This window comes from Solicola agrisoli (genome assembly GCF_049059935.1).
In the GTDB taxonomy this organism is placed as follows: domain Bacteria; phylum Actinomycetota; class Actinomycetes; order Propionibacteriales; family Nocardioidaceae; genus JAURVT01.
In genome coordinates, this window is record NZ_JBMGQR010000010.1 from 45,722 (window position 1) to 62,405 (window position 16,684).

The 16,684-nt window shown below is 70.0% G+C and carries 11 protein-coding genes; 6 read left to right on the forward strand and 5 right to left on the reverse strand.

What is annotated here, in order from left to right; translation table 11 throughout:
- Positions 1-91: 91 nt before the first annotated feature.
- Positions 92-3,097 carry an excinuclease ABC subunit UvrA gene (gene uvrA, locus ACI6PP_RS05850; RefSeq protein ID WP_421109897.1) on the reverse strand — a complete coding sequence of 1,002 codons (3,006 nt, stop codon included), beginning with the start codon at positions 3,095-3,097 and terminating at the stop codon, positions 92-94.
- Between the two features lie 216 nt (positions 3,098-3,313).
- Between uvrA and ACI6PP_RS05855 the strand changes: the two genes are divergently transcribed.
- Positions 3,314-3,967, forward strand: a complete 654-nt coding sequence (locus ACI6PP_RS05855) for an MBL fold metallo-hydrolase (protein WP_421109899.1) — start codon at positions 3,314-3,316, stop codon at positions 3,965-3,967.
- A gap of 92 nt (positions 3,968-4,059) precedes the next feature.
- Here ACI6PP_RS05855 and ACI6PP_RS05860 read toward each other — a convergent pair whose 3' ends face one another.
- The 4 genes from ACI6PP_RS05860 to ACI6PP_RS05875 form a co-directional block, all read right to left on the reverse strand.
- The gene (locus ACI6PP_RS05860; RefSeq protein ID WP_421109901.1) at positions 4,060-6,006 is read right to left on the reverse strand and encodes a hypothetical protein; all 1,947 of its coding nucleotides are present in this window, start codon (positions 6,004-6,006) and stop codon (positions 4,060-4,062) included.
- Positions 6,007-6,207: 201 nt separating this feature from the next.
- Positions 6,208-8,316: a hypothetical protein gene (locus ACI6PP_RS05865; protein WP_421109903.1), complete on the reverse strand. Its 2,109-nt coding sequence runs from the start codon at positions 8,314-8,316 to the stop codon at positions 6,208-6,210.
- The gene (locus tag ACI6PP_RS05870; RefSeq protein ID WP_421109904.1) at positions 8,313-9,029 is read right to left on the reverse strand and encodes a hypothetical protein; all 717 of its coding nucleotides are present in this window, start codon (positions 9,027-9,029) and stop codon (positions 8,313-8,315) included. The genes ACI6PP_RS05865 and ACI6PP_RS05870 overlap by 4 nt, the downstream gene beginning before the upstream one ends.
- 169 nt (positions 9,030-9,198) lie before the next feature.
- A complete protein-coding gene (locus tag ACI6PP_RS05875; protein ID WP_421109906.1) occupies positions 9,199-10,548 on the reverse strand; it encodes a hypothetical protein in 1,350 nt (449 codons plus the stop codon).
- Between the two features lie 210 nt (positions 10,549-10,758).
- Between ACI6PP_RS05875 and ACI6PP_RS05880 the strand changes: the two genes are divergently transcribed.
- From ACI6PP_RS05880 to ACI6PP_RS05900, 5 genes are all read left to right on the forward strand, one after another.
- Entirely contained in the window at positions 10,759-11,571 is an 813-nt protein-coding gene (locus ACI6PP_RS05880; protein ID WP_421109907.1) for an IclR family transcriptional regulator, read from the forward strand.
- 66 nt (positions 11,572-11,637) lie between these two features.
- Positions 11,638-12,789: an aromatic ring-hydroxylating oxygenase subunit alpha gene (locus tag ACI6PP_RS05885; RefSeq protein WP_421109909.1), complete on the forward strand. Its 1,152-nt coding sequence runs from the start codon at positions 11,638-11,640 to the stop codon at positions 12,787-12,789.
- A 1-nt stretch (position 12,790) separates the two neighbouring features.
- The gene (locus tag ACI6PP_RS05890; protein WP_421109911.1) at positions 12,791-13,789 is read left to right on the forward strand and encodes a PDR/VanB family oxidoreductase; all 999 of its coding nucleotides are present in this window, start codon (positions 12,791-12,793) and stop codon (positions 13,787-13,789) included.
- Between the two features lie 44 nt (positions 13,790-13,833).
- Positions 13,834-15,192, forward strand: coding sequence for an MFS transporter (locus ACI6PP_RS05895; RefSeq protein WP_421109912.1), 1,359 nt, complete (start codon positions 13,834-13,836; stop codon positions 15,190-15,192).
- A gap of 37 nt (positions 15,193-15,229) precedes the next feature.
- A complete protein-coding gene (locus tag ACI6PP_RS05900; protein WP_421109914.1) occupies positions 15,230-16,681 on the forward strand; it encodes an aldehyde dehydrogenase family protein in 1,452 nt (483 codons plus the stop codon).
- Positions 16,682-16,684: the final 3 nt, after the last annotated feature.

The following is a 16,684-nucleotide window of genomic DNA, read 5'->3' on the forward strand; positions in this document are numbered from 1 at the left end:
CTCGCAGGGGAATCTGGCCGGGTCGGCGACTGCGGGTACGACCGTTCGAACGAACCGGCGGGACCGGGGGTTCCCGGCCCCGTGGCGGCCGTCAGGACCGCAGGGACGCCTTGGACCGGGTGGGCGTCTTCTTGGCGGTCTTCTTCGCGGCGGGCTTGCCGGTGGCCGTCTTCTTGGTGCCCTTGCGGCTGGCGGGCGCGGTGGCGCGTCCGTCGGCGGCCTCGGTGCCGGCGGAGCGCCCCTCGAGCACGGGCCCGAGGTAGGTGCCGGTGTGGCTGGCGGGGTTGGCCGCGACGTCCTCGGGCGTGCCCTGCGCGATCAGCTGACCGCCGCGGCTGCCACCCTCGGGGCCCATGTCGATGAGCCAGTCGGCGGTCTTGATCACGTCGAGGTTGTGCTCGATGACGATGACGGAGTTGCCGGCGTCGACGAGGCGGTCGAGCACGCCGAGCAGCTTGCGGATGTCCTCGAAGTGCAGGCCCGTGGTGGGCTCGTCGAGCACGTAGACCGTGCTGCCGGTGGACCGCTTCTGCAGCTCGGAGGCGAGCTTGACGCGCTGTGCCTCGCCGCCGGACAGCGTGGGCGCGGACTGGCCGAGGCGGACGTAGCCGAGGCCGACGTCGACGAGGGTGCGCAGGTGCCGGGCGATCGCGGGGATGGCCGCGAAGAACTCGACGGCCTCCTCGATGGGCATGTTGAGGACGTCGGCGACGGTCTTGCCCTTGTAGTGCACCTCGAGCGTCTCGCGGTTGTAGCGGGCGCCGTGGCAGACCTCGCACGGGACGTAGACGTCGGGCAGGAAGTTCATCTCGATCTTGATCGTGCCGTCGCCGGAGCACGCCTCGCAGCGTCCGCCCTTGACGTTGAACGAGAAGCGTCCCTGCAGGTACCCGCGCACCTTGGCCTCGGGCGTCTGCGCGAACAGCTTGCGGACGTGGTCCCAGACCCCGGTGTAGGTGGCGGGGTTGGAGCGCGGGGTGCGTCCGATGGGCGACTGGTCGACGTGGATGACCTTGTCGATGTTCTCCGCGCCGGTGATGGTGCGGTGGCGCCCCGGGATGGTGCGGGCGCCGTAGACCCGGCGGGCGAGCGAGGTGTAGAGGATGTCGTTGACGAGGGTGGACTTGCCCGAGCCCGAGACGCCGGTGACGGCGACGAACAGCCCGAGCGGGAACGCGACGTCCACGTTCTGCAGGTTGTGCTCGGTGGCACCGAGCACCTTGAGCTCGCGGCCCTTGGTGGGGGCGCGCCGCTCGGTGGGGACCGGGATCGACAGGCGGCCGGACAGGTAGCGTCCGGTGACCGAGTCGGGATGGTCGTAGAGCTCCTGGACGGGGCCCGAGACGATCACCTGGCCGCCGTGCTCGCCGGCGCCGGGGCCGATGTCGACGGCCCAGTCGGACGCGCGGATGGTGTCCTCGTCGTGCTCGACGACGATCAGCGTGTTGCCGATGTCGCGGAGGCGCTCGAGGGTCTCGATCAGGCGGTGGTTGTCGCGCTGGTGCAGACCGATGGACGGCTCGTCGAGCACGTACAGGACGCCGGCCAGGCCCGCGCCGATCTGCGTCGCCAGGCGGATGCGCTGGGCCTCGCCGCCGGACAGCGAGCCGGCGGCGCGGTCGAGCGTCAGGTAGTCCAGGCCGACGTCGAGCAGGAAGCGCAGGCGCTCGTGGATCTCCTTGAGCACCCGCTCGCCGATCTGGCGCTCGCGGTCGGACATCTCCAGCCCGCGCAGGAACTCGGCGGCGTCACCGATGGACATCGCCGAGACCTCGGCGATGTTCTTGGCGCCCTCGCTGGCCGACGACATGGTGACCGCGAGGATGACGGGCTTGAGGCGGGTGCCCTTGCAGGTGGGGCACGCGACCTCGCGCATGAAGCCCTCGAACCGCTCGCGGCTCGTGTCGGTCTCGGCCTCGGCGTGACGGCGCTCGATGTAGGGGACGACGCCCTCGAAGTTCGTGTAGTACGACCGCTGGCGGCCGTACCGGTTCTTGTAGACCACGTGGACCTGGGTCTCGTGGCCGCGCATCAGCGCGGTCTGCGCGTCGCTGGACAGCTCGGAGAACGGCTGACGGGTGGAGAAGCCGAGCTCGTCGCCGAGCGCGCCGAGGAGGCGTCCGAAGTAGTCGGCGACGTGCGCCGAGGCCCACGGCACGATGGCGCCCTCGTCGAGCGACTTGGACGGGTCGGGCACGAGGAGCTCGGGGTCGACCTCCATGCGCGTGCCGAGGCCCGAGCACTCCGGGCAGGCGCCGAACGGGGCGTTGAAGGAGAACGAGCGGGGCTCGAGCTCGTCGACGGCCAGCGGGTGGTCGTTGGGGCAGGCCAGCTTCTCGGAGAAGCGGCGGATGCGGCCGGGGTCCTTCTCGGGCAGGTCGACGAAGTCGAGCAGCACCAGGCCGTCGGCCAGGCCGAGGGCGGTCTCGACCGAGTCGGTGAGCCGCTTCTTGGAGCTGGCCTTGACCGTCAGGCGGTCGACGACCACCGAGATGTGGTGCTTCTTCTGCTTGGCGAGCTTGGGCGGCTCGTCGGACAGGCTGAACGTCTCGCCGTCGACGAGCACGCGGCTGAAGCCCTGGCTCCGCAGAGCGGGGAACATGTCGGTGTACTCGCCCTTGCGGCCCCGGATGACCGGCGCGAGCACCTGGAACCGGGTGCCCTCCTCCAGCTCGAGGACGCGGTCGACGATGTCCTGCGGCGTCTGGCGGGCGATGGGCTCGCCGCACTGCGGGCAGTGGGGACGGCCGGCGCGCGCGTAGAGCAGGCGCAGGTAGTCGTAGACCTCGGTGATCGTGCCGACCGTCGAGCGCGGGTTGCGCGAGGTGGACTTCTGGTCGATCGAGACCGCGGGAGACAGGCCCTCGATGAAGTCGACGTCGGGCTTGTCCATCTGCCCCAGGAACTGGCGGGCGTACGCGGACAGCGACTCAACGTAGCGGCGCTGGCCCTCGGCGAAGATCGTGTCGAACGCGAGCGAGGACTTGCCGGAGCCGGACAGACCCGTGAACACGATCATCGCGTCGCGCGGGAGGTCGAGGGAGACGTCCTTGAGGTTGTGCTCTCGGGCGCCACGGACGATCAGGCGGTCAGCCACAGGCAGGAGCTCCAGTGCAGTTTGGGCGGTGTGAGGTGACGTCCGGACGCCCGCTCAGGGGCGCTGCCGGACCCCGCGATGCCCGGGATCTGAGGACCTTGCAACTGTAACGAGGGGGTCGGACAAAAGCAGAACGGCACCGTACGATCACCGGGCGGTGGAGAGCCGCGACACAGCCCGCCCGCGCACATCCGTCACACCAGCCACAGGAGCCTCGTGAACTACACCGGATCGGTCCAGGTCGGCGGGACGCCCGACGTCCTCGAGCTCGCCCACCTCATCGTCACCAAGGTCGCCGTGGGCGAGATGAGCAACAACGCCTACCTGTTGCGCTGCCGCCACACCGACGAGCAGCTGCTCATCGACGCGGCCGCCGAGACCGACACGCTCCTGGCCCTGGTCGGCGACACCCCCCTGGCGACGATCGTCACCACCCACCAGCACTGGGACCACGTCCAGTCCCTCGAGGCCGTCGTCTCGGCCACCGGCGCCACCACCGTCGCCGGCCGCGACGACGCCGACGCGCTGCCCGTCGCCGTCGACGTCCGCGTCGACGACGGCGACACTGTCACCGTCGGCCGCTCGACGCTGCGCGTCGTCCACCTCGTCGGCCACACCCCCGGCTCGGTCGCCCTCGTCTACGACGACCCCGACGGCTCCCCCCACGTCTTCACCGGCGACTCCCTCTTCCCCGGCGGCGTCGGCAAGACCGGCTCCCCCGAGGACTTCACCAGCCTGATCGACGACGTCGAGACCAAGCTCTTCGGCACCCTCCCCGACGAGACCTGGGTCTACCCCGGCCACGGCGACGACACCACCCTCGGCGCCGAGCGCCCCCACCTCGCCGAGTGGCGCGAGCGCGGCTGGTGACGCGAGCGGGCGGCAGGCACGCCACATACCGCCCAAAACGTCGCGGCCTCGCACGCCCTCCAATTCAGTGGCCACTCGGGGAGTGGCGCGGACTACATGTCGGACGGAATTGTGCGGGCTCCGCCGAGCGTCATCGCCACTACATGGCGCGCCGCGCCCTCGGCGTCGGTCGTCTCGACGACCTGGGCCCAGTCGCTCACCGACGCCGCTGGTGTCTTCCTTGGCGTCTTCTTCAAGACGAGCAGGAACCCGACGCGGGGTTCGGCTGCCTGATAGGACGCGGCCTGGTTCACGTAGGACGTCTTGTCGGGCACGGCGTCTTTGGTCGAATCCTGCTTGAGCTCGACGTACAGGTTGAAGCCGGGAAACGAGAACCGCATGTCGACGCGACCGCCGGCGACGTGGCGGACTTCGGTGTCCACGCCGTGAAGGTAACCGCTGCCGCGGACGAAGGTGCGCAGGTCGCGGGCAAGGTCTTCCTCGCTGGCGGCCGCGTCGAACAGGTACGGCGCTTCACTGGGGCCGACTGCGGACCGGTCGAAAATGAACGACATAAGGAGCGCGGTGACGAGGTCGACGGCGTCCGCAAGACCGTCTTGGGCGCGGTAGTCGGCCGATCCGTCGAGGTCGTTCCAGATGCGTTCGAGGGCTTGGTTGATTGGCAGTGACGCGTTAGCGAGCTTAGTGCGGTGTCGGCGTCGCGCGGCTGACCAGAGTCGGTCCTCGAGGTCTACGTCGCCTGCGTCAGCCGCGTCGAAGGCGTCCTTATCAGCCGGCAGCTCGGCGCCGGCCGTTGCTTTTGGGTGGTGCACGGGCGCTCCCGCGGCCAAGCGACGGGCGGCTGCGTCGCGGATGTCGATGGCTGCCGGTAGGTCCGCGAGTTCCCCGGCGGTCGCGGTGCCAGCGTCGACGGCGGCTTCCATCTCTGCGACTCGTTGCCGCAGGACGTTCAACAGTCCGACCTCGTTGCCGAAGCCATTTTCGACCAACGGTGCAACCAGCACCTGGACGGCGCGGCCATCTCCCTCGCGTCGCAGGCCGGTGTGGGAACCACTGGTCCGGTACAGGTCCACGAGGTCGTCGATGACCGGAACGGCGTGTAGCCAGGATGGCTGCGCGAAGCTCTGCTGAGCGGCTGCGAGGCGGTCGGCGAGCAGCGTCCAGGAGGCCCGGGTGGCGCCGGCGATCTCGCCGGTCCAGTGCCCGCGCGAGTAGCGCAGGTGCCGCAGTTCACGGACACCTTCGGCCAGGTCGAAGACAACGGTCGGATCGACGGTCTGAGTCTCGATGAGCCCTTGGAGGAGCCGGGCGATGTTGGCGGTGACGTGCGCGTCGGGCCGGTCGTCGTGGGTCAGGGCAGCTGCCAGGGCCGCGAGGGCATCGTCGATGTGACGCAGCGCCGTTTCGTGGTCGCCTGCGCGGAGAGCTTGAAGGAGCGCGACTCGCGCCAGCATGACGCCGGTGTCCGACGACGAGACCGACTCAGCGTCGTCGCCCAGGTCGGCGATGCGGTACGCGACCGGTAGGAGGTCGCCAGCCTCTTGCCACTGCTCGAAGCACGCCTGAACCGCGCGCATGGCCGCGCGGCCGTACGTGGCCGGCCCCATGCCATCGTAGGTGGTGAGAAGCGCGAACAGGTCCCAGCGGGAAGTCCAGCCGCCAAGGCGGAGCTGCGTGGCCACCGCGAGCGCGTCGGCGGCCCGAAGCACCTCCGGTCCCTTCGCGCCGGTGACCGGTGGCGCAGCCTGGGCGAGCACTTCGATGCCAAGACGTTCGCCGGCGGCCTCGAGGAGGTCGCTCGAGGCGAGGAACAGCTGGGTGGCGTCGGCGAACAGCACGGGGCTCGCCGTGGCGACGATGGCGTCGGCCAGCGCTCGCGCCGCGGCGTCGTACTCGGCGGAGCGGCTGGGCGTGGCAGCGGCTGCGAGCTGCGTGGTCGCTGTAGTGACGTCGGGGGTGTTCGCCACCGTCGGAAGGGACGCGGTGAGCGACTCAAGGTCCAAGCCGCCCGCGTCAGGGTGCTTGTGATGGGTCGCCATGTGCGCTCCTCGTGCCCCTCGTGTCCACGTAGGTCCGGTGGTGCGCACCGGCCCGTGGATAGTCAGTCAACCACTCCGTCGCTTTCACCGTGCGGGCCCCGCGCCCGCAGACAACGTGCCTGTTCTCGCTTGCCAGGCCAGGTGTTCGGCGCGCATAACGACCAGCGGCGGCGACCTGCTGTCGCCGCTCGCCGTGTGCGGTTACCAGACGAAGTTCGTGCCGCGTCCCAGTCGGCACCGGTCCTCGCCGAGCAGGGCAACGAGCTCCTCGGTGTGACGGGTCCCGATGAACACCTGAATGTCGGCTGCAGTGGCTTGACGCTGGAGCGCCTCGAGCATCACGTCGAGGTCTTCGATGGGAACTTCCTCGGCTCCCGGCGAGTCTACGAACAACAGTCCCGGATGGCGGCCGACGCCGCTGGCGTGGCCCTGCTTGATGAGGGCGATGGCCGTCGCGAGCTTGAGGCGCAGCTTCTCACCACGTTCGCACGCCGAGTACGCGTTGGTCTGCCCGCCCTGGTGGACAATCATCGTCGCCCCGCCTCCCAGCTCGACCTGGGTCAGATTCGACACGCCGAACTCGCGCGCCAGCTGGGTGATGTCCTCGCCCAGGTCGGACAGCCACTGCCGCTGGTCTTCCTGGACCCAGCTCGTGGCAACCTTCTTCGCCGAGTTGAGGACGACGAGGTCCGCGGCGAGCGCTTCGACCTGGCCCTGGTCCGGGCCAACCTGCGAGTTGTCTGGTGCGAGCGCAGCAGCCGCCCCCTCAGCGCGGGCAAGGTCGAGCTGGGCCTGCTGCCGAGCCGCGGCAGCCCCAGTCGCGGCACGGTTGGCCTCCAGAACCTGTCGCACGACCGTGCGGCGCTCGTCGAGCACGCCCAGGCGTGTCTCCAGCTCAGCAACGCGCCGCTCCGCGTCGTCGCGCGCTGACGCTAGCGCGTTCAGCGCGTCTGCCGGCCCTTCCGCGTCGCCGAAGTCCTCGTCCTCCTCGTCGTAGCTGCTGTCTCCGCCATCCTCCCCGTGCCCTGGGCGAAGCCGGAGGTCGTCCACGAGGTGCTGGCGGTCGGCCTCCGGCACGACGGTCGCGACCACGACGTGTTCGCCGTGGGCGGAGATGTCCAACGTCGAGGTGCACACAGAGCACTGATGCTGCTCACGTTCAGCGTCCTGGCGCTCCTTGGTGACCGGACCGGCGCAACGCGGGCAGACGTGGGGTTGAAGTTGTTGGAAGAAGAAGGACGCGTACGCGTCCTCGGCCTGCTGAACCCGAAGGGCCTGCTCCGCGTTAAACTGGGCGGTCGCCACCGACAAGCCCGACTGGGCGGCGAGCAGGCGGTGGTTGAGGGTGGCGGTCTGGTCGTCCAGATCGGCGAGTTCCTCGACGGCCGCGGTGACCGAGTCGAGGTCATACTCAGTCGAGCGGATCTGTTCGAGGGCCTTCTGTGCCTTCGAGACCGCGTCCTCGGCACGCTCGTGGGCCTCGTGCAACGCGGTGGCGTGCTTCTTCGTGGCATCCTCGAGCCCGGTGAGCTCAGCCTTCGCGACCGTCACCGCGGACGTCGCCTCGTTGCGGGCCGCTGCCCACTTCGCGCCGGCGAACATCGACAGCAGCCGCGCCGGCAACCCCGCGAACTTCTGCTCACCGAGGAGCATGTCGAGGTTGTCGCCGCGGATGAGGAGCGCGCCGGCGTAGGTGGGCCACACGTGCTGGGTGCGGCGCCCCTCTTGGGTGGCGGCGATCGCGGGCAGCCGCAACGCGGCCATCATCGCCGCGCCCATGACGTCCTCGAACGTGTCGTCGCTGTCGAACGTGCCGACGATGGTTTCGCCCGCACCCGAGGTTCTGGTCAGCTGACCGGTGGGCCGGTCGGAGTTGTCGTGGTCGACATCGAAGGTGACCTGGTGCGCGACACTGTCTATGGAGAGGCCGACCTCGACGTGGTCGACCCAAGAGCGCACCTCGTTCTTCAGGTCGCAACGCCCCCGCAGCGCCCACATGAGGATGCGCAGGGTGCTCGACTTCCCGCGCAGGTTCTCGTCGCTCCCGACGCCGTACAGGCCGGTCCTAAGGTCCCAACTGAACGTGAACGGAACCTCTTCGCGGTAGTAGGTGTCGACCGCGACACCTGCACTGGTGACACCGGTCAGGACCTTTGTCCCGCGGAACGCGAGCCTGGTGAACCGCAGGTGCGCGGGCGTCGGCTGTGACGCCGACGTGGACACCTGGTGCTTGGCCAACACCGCCTCGACCTCTGCGAGACGGTCCGGGTCGCGGAGGTCGTCGGCGACGGCCTGACCAAGTCTGCTCACTGCTGCTCCAAGGTCTTGTCGGCGGTGCCGCCGGTGGTCTCAGGGGTTGCACCCGCTGCGGTCGACGTCTGACTCAGTAGCGCTAGTCGTTGGATGACCTGCTCGCTGATGGATCCGATGGTGGTGCCCCAGACCGCGTCGGCGTATTTGTCCTGCAAATACTGCCGTTCCTTCAGCTTGGTGCCACTGTCCGTGCCGGCGACCTGATGGACGAGCTGCGCCTGCTGTGAGTACCAGCTCAACACGTCTGTGGCGGCGAGCTCGTCGGCCTTCTCCCCACCGAGCTCGGTGAGGAAGAACTGGTTCCGCAACGGCTTCGGCGGGACGCCGCGGCGCCGCACCAACCCCAGTCCGTACGCCTGGAGGATGGCGAACGCATCGTCGACCTCCTCGTACGCGCCGTAGAACCACTTCGGCATCGGGTAGTGGTGCCACGCGGGCTCTGGGTCCGTCAGCAGACCCTCCGCCACGGCGAGGTACCCGGCGTCCAGCATGCCCGCCTCGACTGCCGTCACGAGCTCATCAGCCAGATAGTCCGGGTTCCGCAACCAGAAGTCGAGCGCCTGCAGGCGCCGCTCGCTGCGAATGACCTGCGCCGTGCCTGCCGCGTCGCTGCCCCCAACCGGATCTCCGCACACCCGCAGCAACACCAGCAGCCGGATCGCGTGCTGCGTCCGGGTCGCCGCGCTCGGCGACGGTAGCTCTGCGGTCAAGACGTTCCCCTTCCGGCATCTTCGTGCGGTGCTCGTCGGCTCCAAGTCGACCGCTCAGGCTACGGGCAATACCTGCCGCAGGTCACCGATTTCCCCGCGCGGCCTCTTCGAGGCCGCTCAAAGACGTCCAGAACCACCAACACCCAAGTCCTACGCACCAAACTACTGTTCACGAACTCGGCCAGATCGCTACGCCTAGGCGTAGATCGTCGTAAAGGTCGTCCAGCTGCTTCCCCGACTTGGGCGCAAACGTGTCGCGGAGCGCGAGGGTTCGCCACGCAGCATCATGGACCGTCTTCAGGTAGTCGCCGATGAAGTCCCCCTCTTCCAAGGTTGAACTGGTGCCGCCATGAGCGACCGCGCTGCGGACCGAATACGCCCGCTGATAGACACGGCGTCGCTCCTTGCGGACGCTGACGTCCGGATGTAGGAGTGCGTACCGGTCGGCCATCGCGCCGCCTGGTAGGGAGGCCTTTCCGCTTAGAAGCGCGTCGAGCGCGACACCGAGCGCAAGGGCTGCGTCGTCTCGGGCCAAGGTGAAGTACGCCTCCTCGAACCAACGGGCCGACAGACGGACGGTCCGGGACAGGAAGTCAGGCTCAAAGCATGAGAACACCGCGTCCCTCAGCTCCGTCTGCACCAGTAGGTCACCCAGCGGCATCGGCTCCGAGCCGAACCACTCTACTTGAGTCTGGCGTCCGAACAATTCCCCGACAACTAGCGGAGAGGAAGCGAGTTCGACCCGCGCTACGTCCGATAGGCCCCGGTCGATCGCACCTCGGTCAAGCGCAAGGCCCCTCACGCCTGGCCGATTTGTTGGGCCTCGCCGATAGACGCCATGCCCTGCCAAGTCGGGCTCAAGCAGGAGGCAGAGAGCTATCAGCTCATCGAGTAGGCGCTCGGCGTTCTTTGTGGCGAGGGTGCCTTGTCCCTGCGTCCAGCAGGCGAAGACAACCGGATACGGCGCATCGTCTCCGTGGATGCGCGGCTGGACTTGCTCATCAACCCATTCTTGCCAGGTTGACGGAATGGGAGAGGGGCGACCGTTTGAGGCCGACGTGAGCAGCTCGTGGAACTTCTTATCGGCCTTGCCGACGATGAAATTACCGTACGCAATGGGCTCGGCGGTCCATGTCACGTTCGAGACCAACACGACCGTCAGTGACGGACCGACCGTCCTGACTTGGGTCACGGCAGAATCAACAAAAGCTTCGCGGTCACTCTTTGTCTTGGCCACCGCAATTAATGACCCGATGACGGACCAGAACTCTTCTGGATACCAGCGTTCCTTCACGGCCGACTCGGCCAGCAATTTTGAAACGGCCGCTTCGAAGGGCTCCATTCCGCTGGCGTTCAGGGTTAGTGGCCCTTCCGGGCTATTCATGATGGGAGCGCCGGACCGGCGGTAGGGCTCGTAACCCCACCCATAGTCCCAAGCGTCTCCCGTGGGTACTGCCTGCAACCCGTCACACGCTGCTAGCAGCATCTCCTGCACCGATTTCGACTTCGCAGAACCCATCTACATCTCCGATCGCTCCGACAAAGGTTAGCGCGATCGTCGTTCGGCGGTGGCGTCGCGATTATCAGGACGTGCGCCTTTCCACTGCGTATGTGCCCATCGATCAGGCACCGGTCATTCACTCTCCGATGACCGCGCCGGGCACCTAGGCTCGTTGTATGAGCGACCTGGGCCACGATGGATCCGTCGCTCGCGGGCGGGGTGGGTTCGATGACTAGCGCCGAGACTCGCTCCGTCACTGACAAGGTGCTGGCGCTGCTGGCGGCGTTCGACGCGCAGTCCCCCGAGCTGACGCTGAGCGAGCTCGCCCGCCGAGCGGAGGTGTCGCTGTCGACGGCGCACCGGCGGGTGGCGGAGCTGGTGGAGTGGGGGGCGCTGGAGCGGACGTCGGCGGGGCGGTACCGGGTGGGGCTGCGGCTGTGGGAGGTGGCGTCGCTGGCGCCGCGGGGGCAGCGGCTGCGGGAGGTGGCGCTGCCGTTCCTGGAGGACCTCTACGTCGTCACCCGCCAGAACGTGCAGCTGGCGGTGCGCGAGGGCGACGAGCTGGTGTTCGTCGAGCGGCTGGCGGGGCGCGAGGCGGTGCCGGTGATGACGCGGGTCGGCGGGCGGTTCAGCCTGCACGCGACGGGCGTCGGGCTGGTGCTGCTGGCGTTCGCGCCGGCGGAGGTGCAGGAGCGGGTGCTGTCCGGTGACCTCACCCGGTACACCGAGCACACGCTCACCGACCCGCGCGAGCTGCGCCGCGTGCTCGCGCAGGTGCGGGCCGAGGGGTTCGCGGTGAGCGACCGGATGGTCACCGTCGACGCGCTGTCGGTCGCCGCCCCGGTCGTGGACGCGGCGGGTGGCGTCGTCGCCGCGATCTCGCTGGTCGTCCTGGCCGACGACGCCGCGCCCGTCCGGTCGCTGGTGACCACCGTGCGCACCGCCGCGCGGGGCGTCTCGCGTGCGCTCGGCATGCCGGTCGACCTCGGGTCGGCGCCTGGCGGACCTCCCGAGCTTCTGGGTCAGTCTTCCACTGAGTGAAAGCCTGGTGTCGCGGGTCACGTCGGCCACGTCACAGTCGGGGCACACCCGACCAGAGGAGCCGACGTGTCCGTGCTCGACCGCCAGATGTCAGCGACCGCCAAGATCTTCCCCCACCCGCGCGACGCGTGGTACGTCGCCGCGTGGGACCACGAGGTCACCGCGAAGGCGCCGCTCGCGCGCACGATCGCCGACCGTCCCCTCGCGCTGTACCGCACCCAGGACGGACGGCCGGTCGCGCTGGCCGACGCCTGCTGGCACCGGCTCGCACCGCTGTCCATGGGCAAGCTGGTCGGCGAGGACGAGCTGCAGTGCCCGTACCACGGGCTGCGCTACAACTCCTCGGGCCGCTGCACCGCGATGCCCGCCCAGGAGACGGTCAACCCGAGCGCGTCGGTGCCGTCGTTCCCCGTCGTGGAGAAGCACCGCTACGTCTGGGTCTGGGTGGGCGACCCCACCAAGGCCGACCCCGACCTGGTGCCCGACATGCATCAGATGGACGGAGGCGACTGGGCCGGCGACGGGCTGACCATCCACGCCGACTGCAACTACCAGCTGGTGCTCGACAACCTGATGGACCTCACGCACGAGGAGTTCGTGCACAGCTCCAGCATCGGCCAGGCCGAGCTGAGCGAGGCCGAGTTCAGCACCACCCACGACGGCAGCACGGTCACCGTCAGCCGCTGGATGCGCGACATCGACCCTCCCCCGTTCTGGCTCAAGAACATGCGTGACAAGTTCCCCGGCTTCACCGGCAAGGTCGACCGCTGGCAGATCATCCACTTCGAGGCCCCCTCGACGATCTGCATCGACGTCGGCGTCGCCAAGGCCGGCACCGGCGCGCCCGAGGGCGACCGCTCGCAGGGCGTCAACGGCTACGTGATGAACACGATCACCCCCGAGCGCGACCGCAGCTGCCACTACTTCTGGGCGTTCATGCGCAACTACCGCCTCGACAGCCAGCTGATCACCACCCAGCTGCGCGACGGCGTGCACGGCGTGTTCGCCGAGGACGAGGTGATGCTCACCGCGCAGCAGAAGGCCATCGACGAGAACCCGGACTACGAGTTCTACAGCCTCAACGTCGACGCCGGCGGCATGTGGGTGCGGCGCATCCTCGACCGGATGCTGGTGGCCGAGGGACGGCTCGACCCCGGTGACGTGTCGGTGACGAACCACGCCCCCGCCGAACGTCCCAGCGTCACCGCCGGAGCCTGACGTGGTCGCCGACAACCGACCGGTCTGGCAGCTGGCCGAGGTGGTCGAGTCACGCCCGGTGACCGACCAGGTCCGGCGGATCACGCTGCGCCGCCCCGGCACGAGACGCGCCCAGCCGGGCTCGCACGTCGACGTCCGCGTCGACCTCGGCCCGCGCACCGACGTCCGGTCCTACTCGGTCGTCGAGGCGAGCGCGGACGGGTCGCTCGTCACCGTCAGCGTGATGCTGGCGCCACGGTCGCGCGGCGGGTCGCGCTTCATGCACGGCCTGCGCGAGGGCGACGTCGTCGAGTGCACCCAGCCGCTGCAGAACTTCGACCTGCGGCTCGGCGCACCCCGCCACCTGCTGGTGGCCGGCGGCATCGGCATCACCGCACTGGCCGCGATGGCCGAGACGCTGCGCACCACCGGCCGCGACTACACGCTCGTCTACGTCGGACGCTCCCGCGCCGCGATGGCCTACCTCGACGACCTCGAGGCCGCCCACGGCGACCGGCTGCGCGTGCACGTCGACGACGAGGGCGACCCGCTCGACCTCACCGCGCTCGTCGAGGAGGTCCGCGGCTCGCCGACGGCCCGCGCCACCGAGCTCTACGTCTGCGGCCCGATCCGGCTGATGGACGCGGTCCGCCGCGCCTGGGCCGTCGCCGGGCTGCCCGTGCACAACCTGCGCTTCGAGACGTTCGGCAACAGCGGCTGGTTCGACGCCGAGGACTTCGTCGTCCGCGTGCCACGCCTCGGGCTCGAGACCACGGTCGGCGCCGACACCACGATCCTCGAGGCGCTCACCGAGGCCGGCGCCGAGATGATGTTCGACTGCCGCAAGGGCGAGTGCGGCCTGTGCCAGGTCGACGTCCGCGACGTCGACGGCCGCCTGGACCACCGCGACGTCTTCTTCAGCGCGCGCCAGCACGAGTCCGGCGACCAGCTCTGCACCTGTGTCTCGCGCGTCGCCTGCGGCGACGGCCGCACCGGCGTGCTCACCCTCGACCTCCCCTGACCCCTCCCCCACACCCCTGACGCCCTCGGACCCCGGAGCCCCCGATGAACCTGCGCGACCACCTCGACCGATCGCCCATGACGCCGTACCAGTGGACCGTCGTCGCCCTGTGCATCGTCCTCAACGCCCTCGACGGCTACGACATCGCCGCGATGTCCTTCACCTCCACCCGCGTGCAGGACGAGTTCGCGCTCAGCGGCTCGCAGCTCGGCTGGCTGATCAGCGCCACGCTGATCGGCATGGCCGTCGGCGCCGCGGTGCTCGGCAACGTCGCCGACCGGTGGGGACGACGCCCGACGCTGCTGACCGCTGTCGGCCTCGCGACCGCGGGCATGCTGCTCGCCGCGGCGGCACCGTCGGCGACGGTCCTCGGAGGCATCCGGTTCGTCACCGGCCTCGGGGTGGGCGGCATCCTCGCCTGCGTCACCGTGATCATCACCGAGTACTCCAACCGGCGACGCCGGGGTCTCGCGATGGGGCTCTACACCGCCGGCTACGGCATCGGCGCGACGCTGGGCGGGTTCGCGGCCGTGGCGCTGCAGGGCGCGCACGGCTGGCGCTCGGTCTACCTCGTGGGCGGCCTGGTCAGCGTCGTCGTGCTCGCGGCGCTCGTCGCGGTGCTCCCCGAGTCGGTGCACCACCTCGCGAGCCACCGCCCGCAGGGCCACGAGGCACGCCTGCGCCGCATCGCCGACCGTCTCCGCGTGCCCGCCGACGTCGACCTGCTCCCCGAGGTCGAGCCCGTCGCGCCCGACGTCACGCCGGCCAGCCCGTCCGCGCTGTTCGGGCCGTCCACCCGCCGGGCCACCCTGGCGATCTGGGTGGCGTTCTTCGCCACGATGTTCGGCTTCTACTTCGTCAACTCGTTCACGCCGCGCATCCTCGTCGACGCCGGCATGACCGCCGACCAGGGCGTCCACGTCGGCATGGCCCTGGCCATCGGCGGCGCTGTCGGGTCCGTCGCCTACGGGCTGCTCGTCGCGCGGTACGACACCGCACGGCTGCTCGTGCTGACGCTGGTCGCGTCCGCGGCCGCCGTCTCGGTGTTCGTGGTCTCGACGGGTGCGCTCGCCGCCGCGGTCGTCGTGGGCGTCGTGGTCGGGATGCTCGTCAACGCCTGCGTCGGCGGCCTCTACACCGTCACGCCCACCCTCTACCCGACGGCCGTGCGCGCGTCCGGCGTCGGCGTGGCCCTCGGGGTCGGGCGGCTGGGTGCGATCCTGGCGCCCGTCGCCGCCGGCAGCCTGCTCGACCTCGGGTGGACACCGGACCACCTCTACCTGATGGTGGCCCTGGTGCTGCTGCTCGGCGCCGCCGCCGCCTGGCTGCTGCCGCGCCCCGCCGTCAAGACCCGTCCCGAGCAGACGGTCGCCGCACCCGTGCGGCAGACCACCTCCCGCTGACTTCCCCTTCACCCACGCCGAACGACAGGAAACCCCCGTGACCCACCAGGTACGTCTGCACATCGCCGGTCAGGACCGTGACGCCACCGGCGGCGGCACCTTCGAGCGCCGCAACCCCGTGAGCGGGGACGTCGTGACCACCGTCGCGTCCGCGGGCGTCGAGGACGCCGTCGCCGCGGTGGACGCGGCGGCCGCCGCCTTCCCGGCGTGGGCCGCGACCGGTCCGGGCGAGCGACGCGCACTGCTCCTCGCGGCCGCCGACCGTCTCGAGGCGAAGGCCGACGACTTCGCCGAGGCCACCGTCGACGAGATCGGTGCGCCGGCCCACTGGGCCCAGTTCAACGTGGGCCTGGCCGCCTCGGTGCTCCGCGAGGCGGCGTCGCTCACCACCCAGGTGCTGGGCGAGACGATCCCGTCGAACGTCCCGGGCAGCCTGTCCCTCTCGGTGCGCAAGCCCGCCGGCGTCGTGCTCGGCATGGCGCCCTGGAACGCGCCGGTCATCCTCGGCGTGCGGGCCCTCGCGACGCCGCTCGCGGTCGGCAACACCGTCGTGTTCAAGGCGAGCGAGAAGTGCCCGCAGATCCACCGGCTCATCGTCGACGCGCTCGTCGAGGCCGGGCTGCCCGACGGCGTCGTCAACTTCGTGTCGCACGCCCCGCAGGACGCCGCCGCGGTCGTGGAGGCGATGATCGCGCACCCGGCCGTCCGCCGCGTCAACTTCACCGGCTCCACCGCGGTCGGACGCATCATCGGCCGGCTGTGCGGCGAGCACCTCACCCCGAGCGTCCTCGAGCTCGGCGGCAAGGCCCCGTTCGTCGTCCTCGACGACGCCGACCTCGACGCCGCGGTCGACGCCGCGGCCTTCGGCGCCTTCGCGAACTCCGGCCAGATCTGCATGTCGACCGAGCGCTTCATCGTCGACGAGCGCGTCGCCGACGAGTTCGTCCAGAAGCTCGCGGCCAAGGCCGACTCGCTCCCCTTCGGCGACCCCACCGGCCACGTGGTGCTCGGCTCGGTGGTCGACGCCGACACCGTCGAGCGCTGCAACGCCCTGCTCGACGACGCCGTCGGGTCGGGCGCGCGCGTCGTGGCCGGCGGCCGGGCCGACAGCACCCTGATGGCCGCGACGTTGGTCGACGGCGTCACCGACCGGATGCGCCTGTGGACCGAGGAGTCGTTCGGCCCGGTCAAGTCGATCATGCGCGTCGACGGTGTCGACGCCGCGGTCGACGCCGCCAACGACACCGAGTACGGGCTGTCGGCGGCGGTCTTCGGCCGCGACGCGGCCCGCGCGCTGGCGGTCGCGCAGCGGATCGAGTCGGGCATCTGCCACGTCAACGGGCCGACCGTCCACGACGAGCCGCAGATGCCGTTCGGCGGCGTGAAGGCGTCGGGCTGGGGCCGGTTCGGCGGCGCGGCCGGCGTCCACGAGTTCACCGACACCCAGTGGATCACCGTGCAGACCGGGCCGCGGCACTACCCGTTCTGAGGT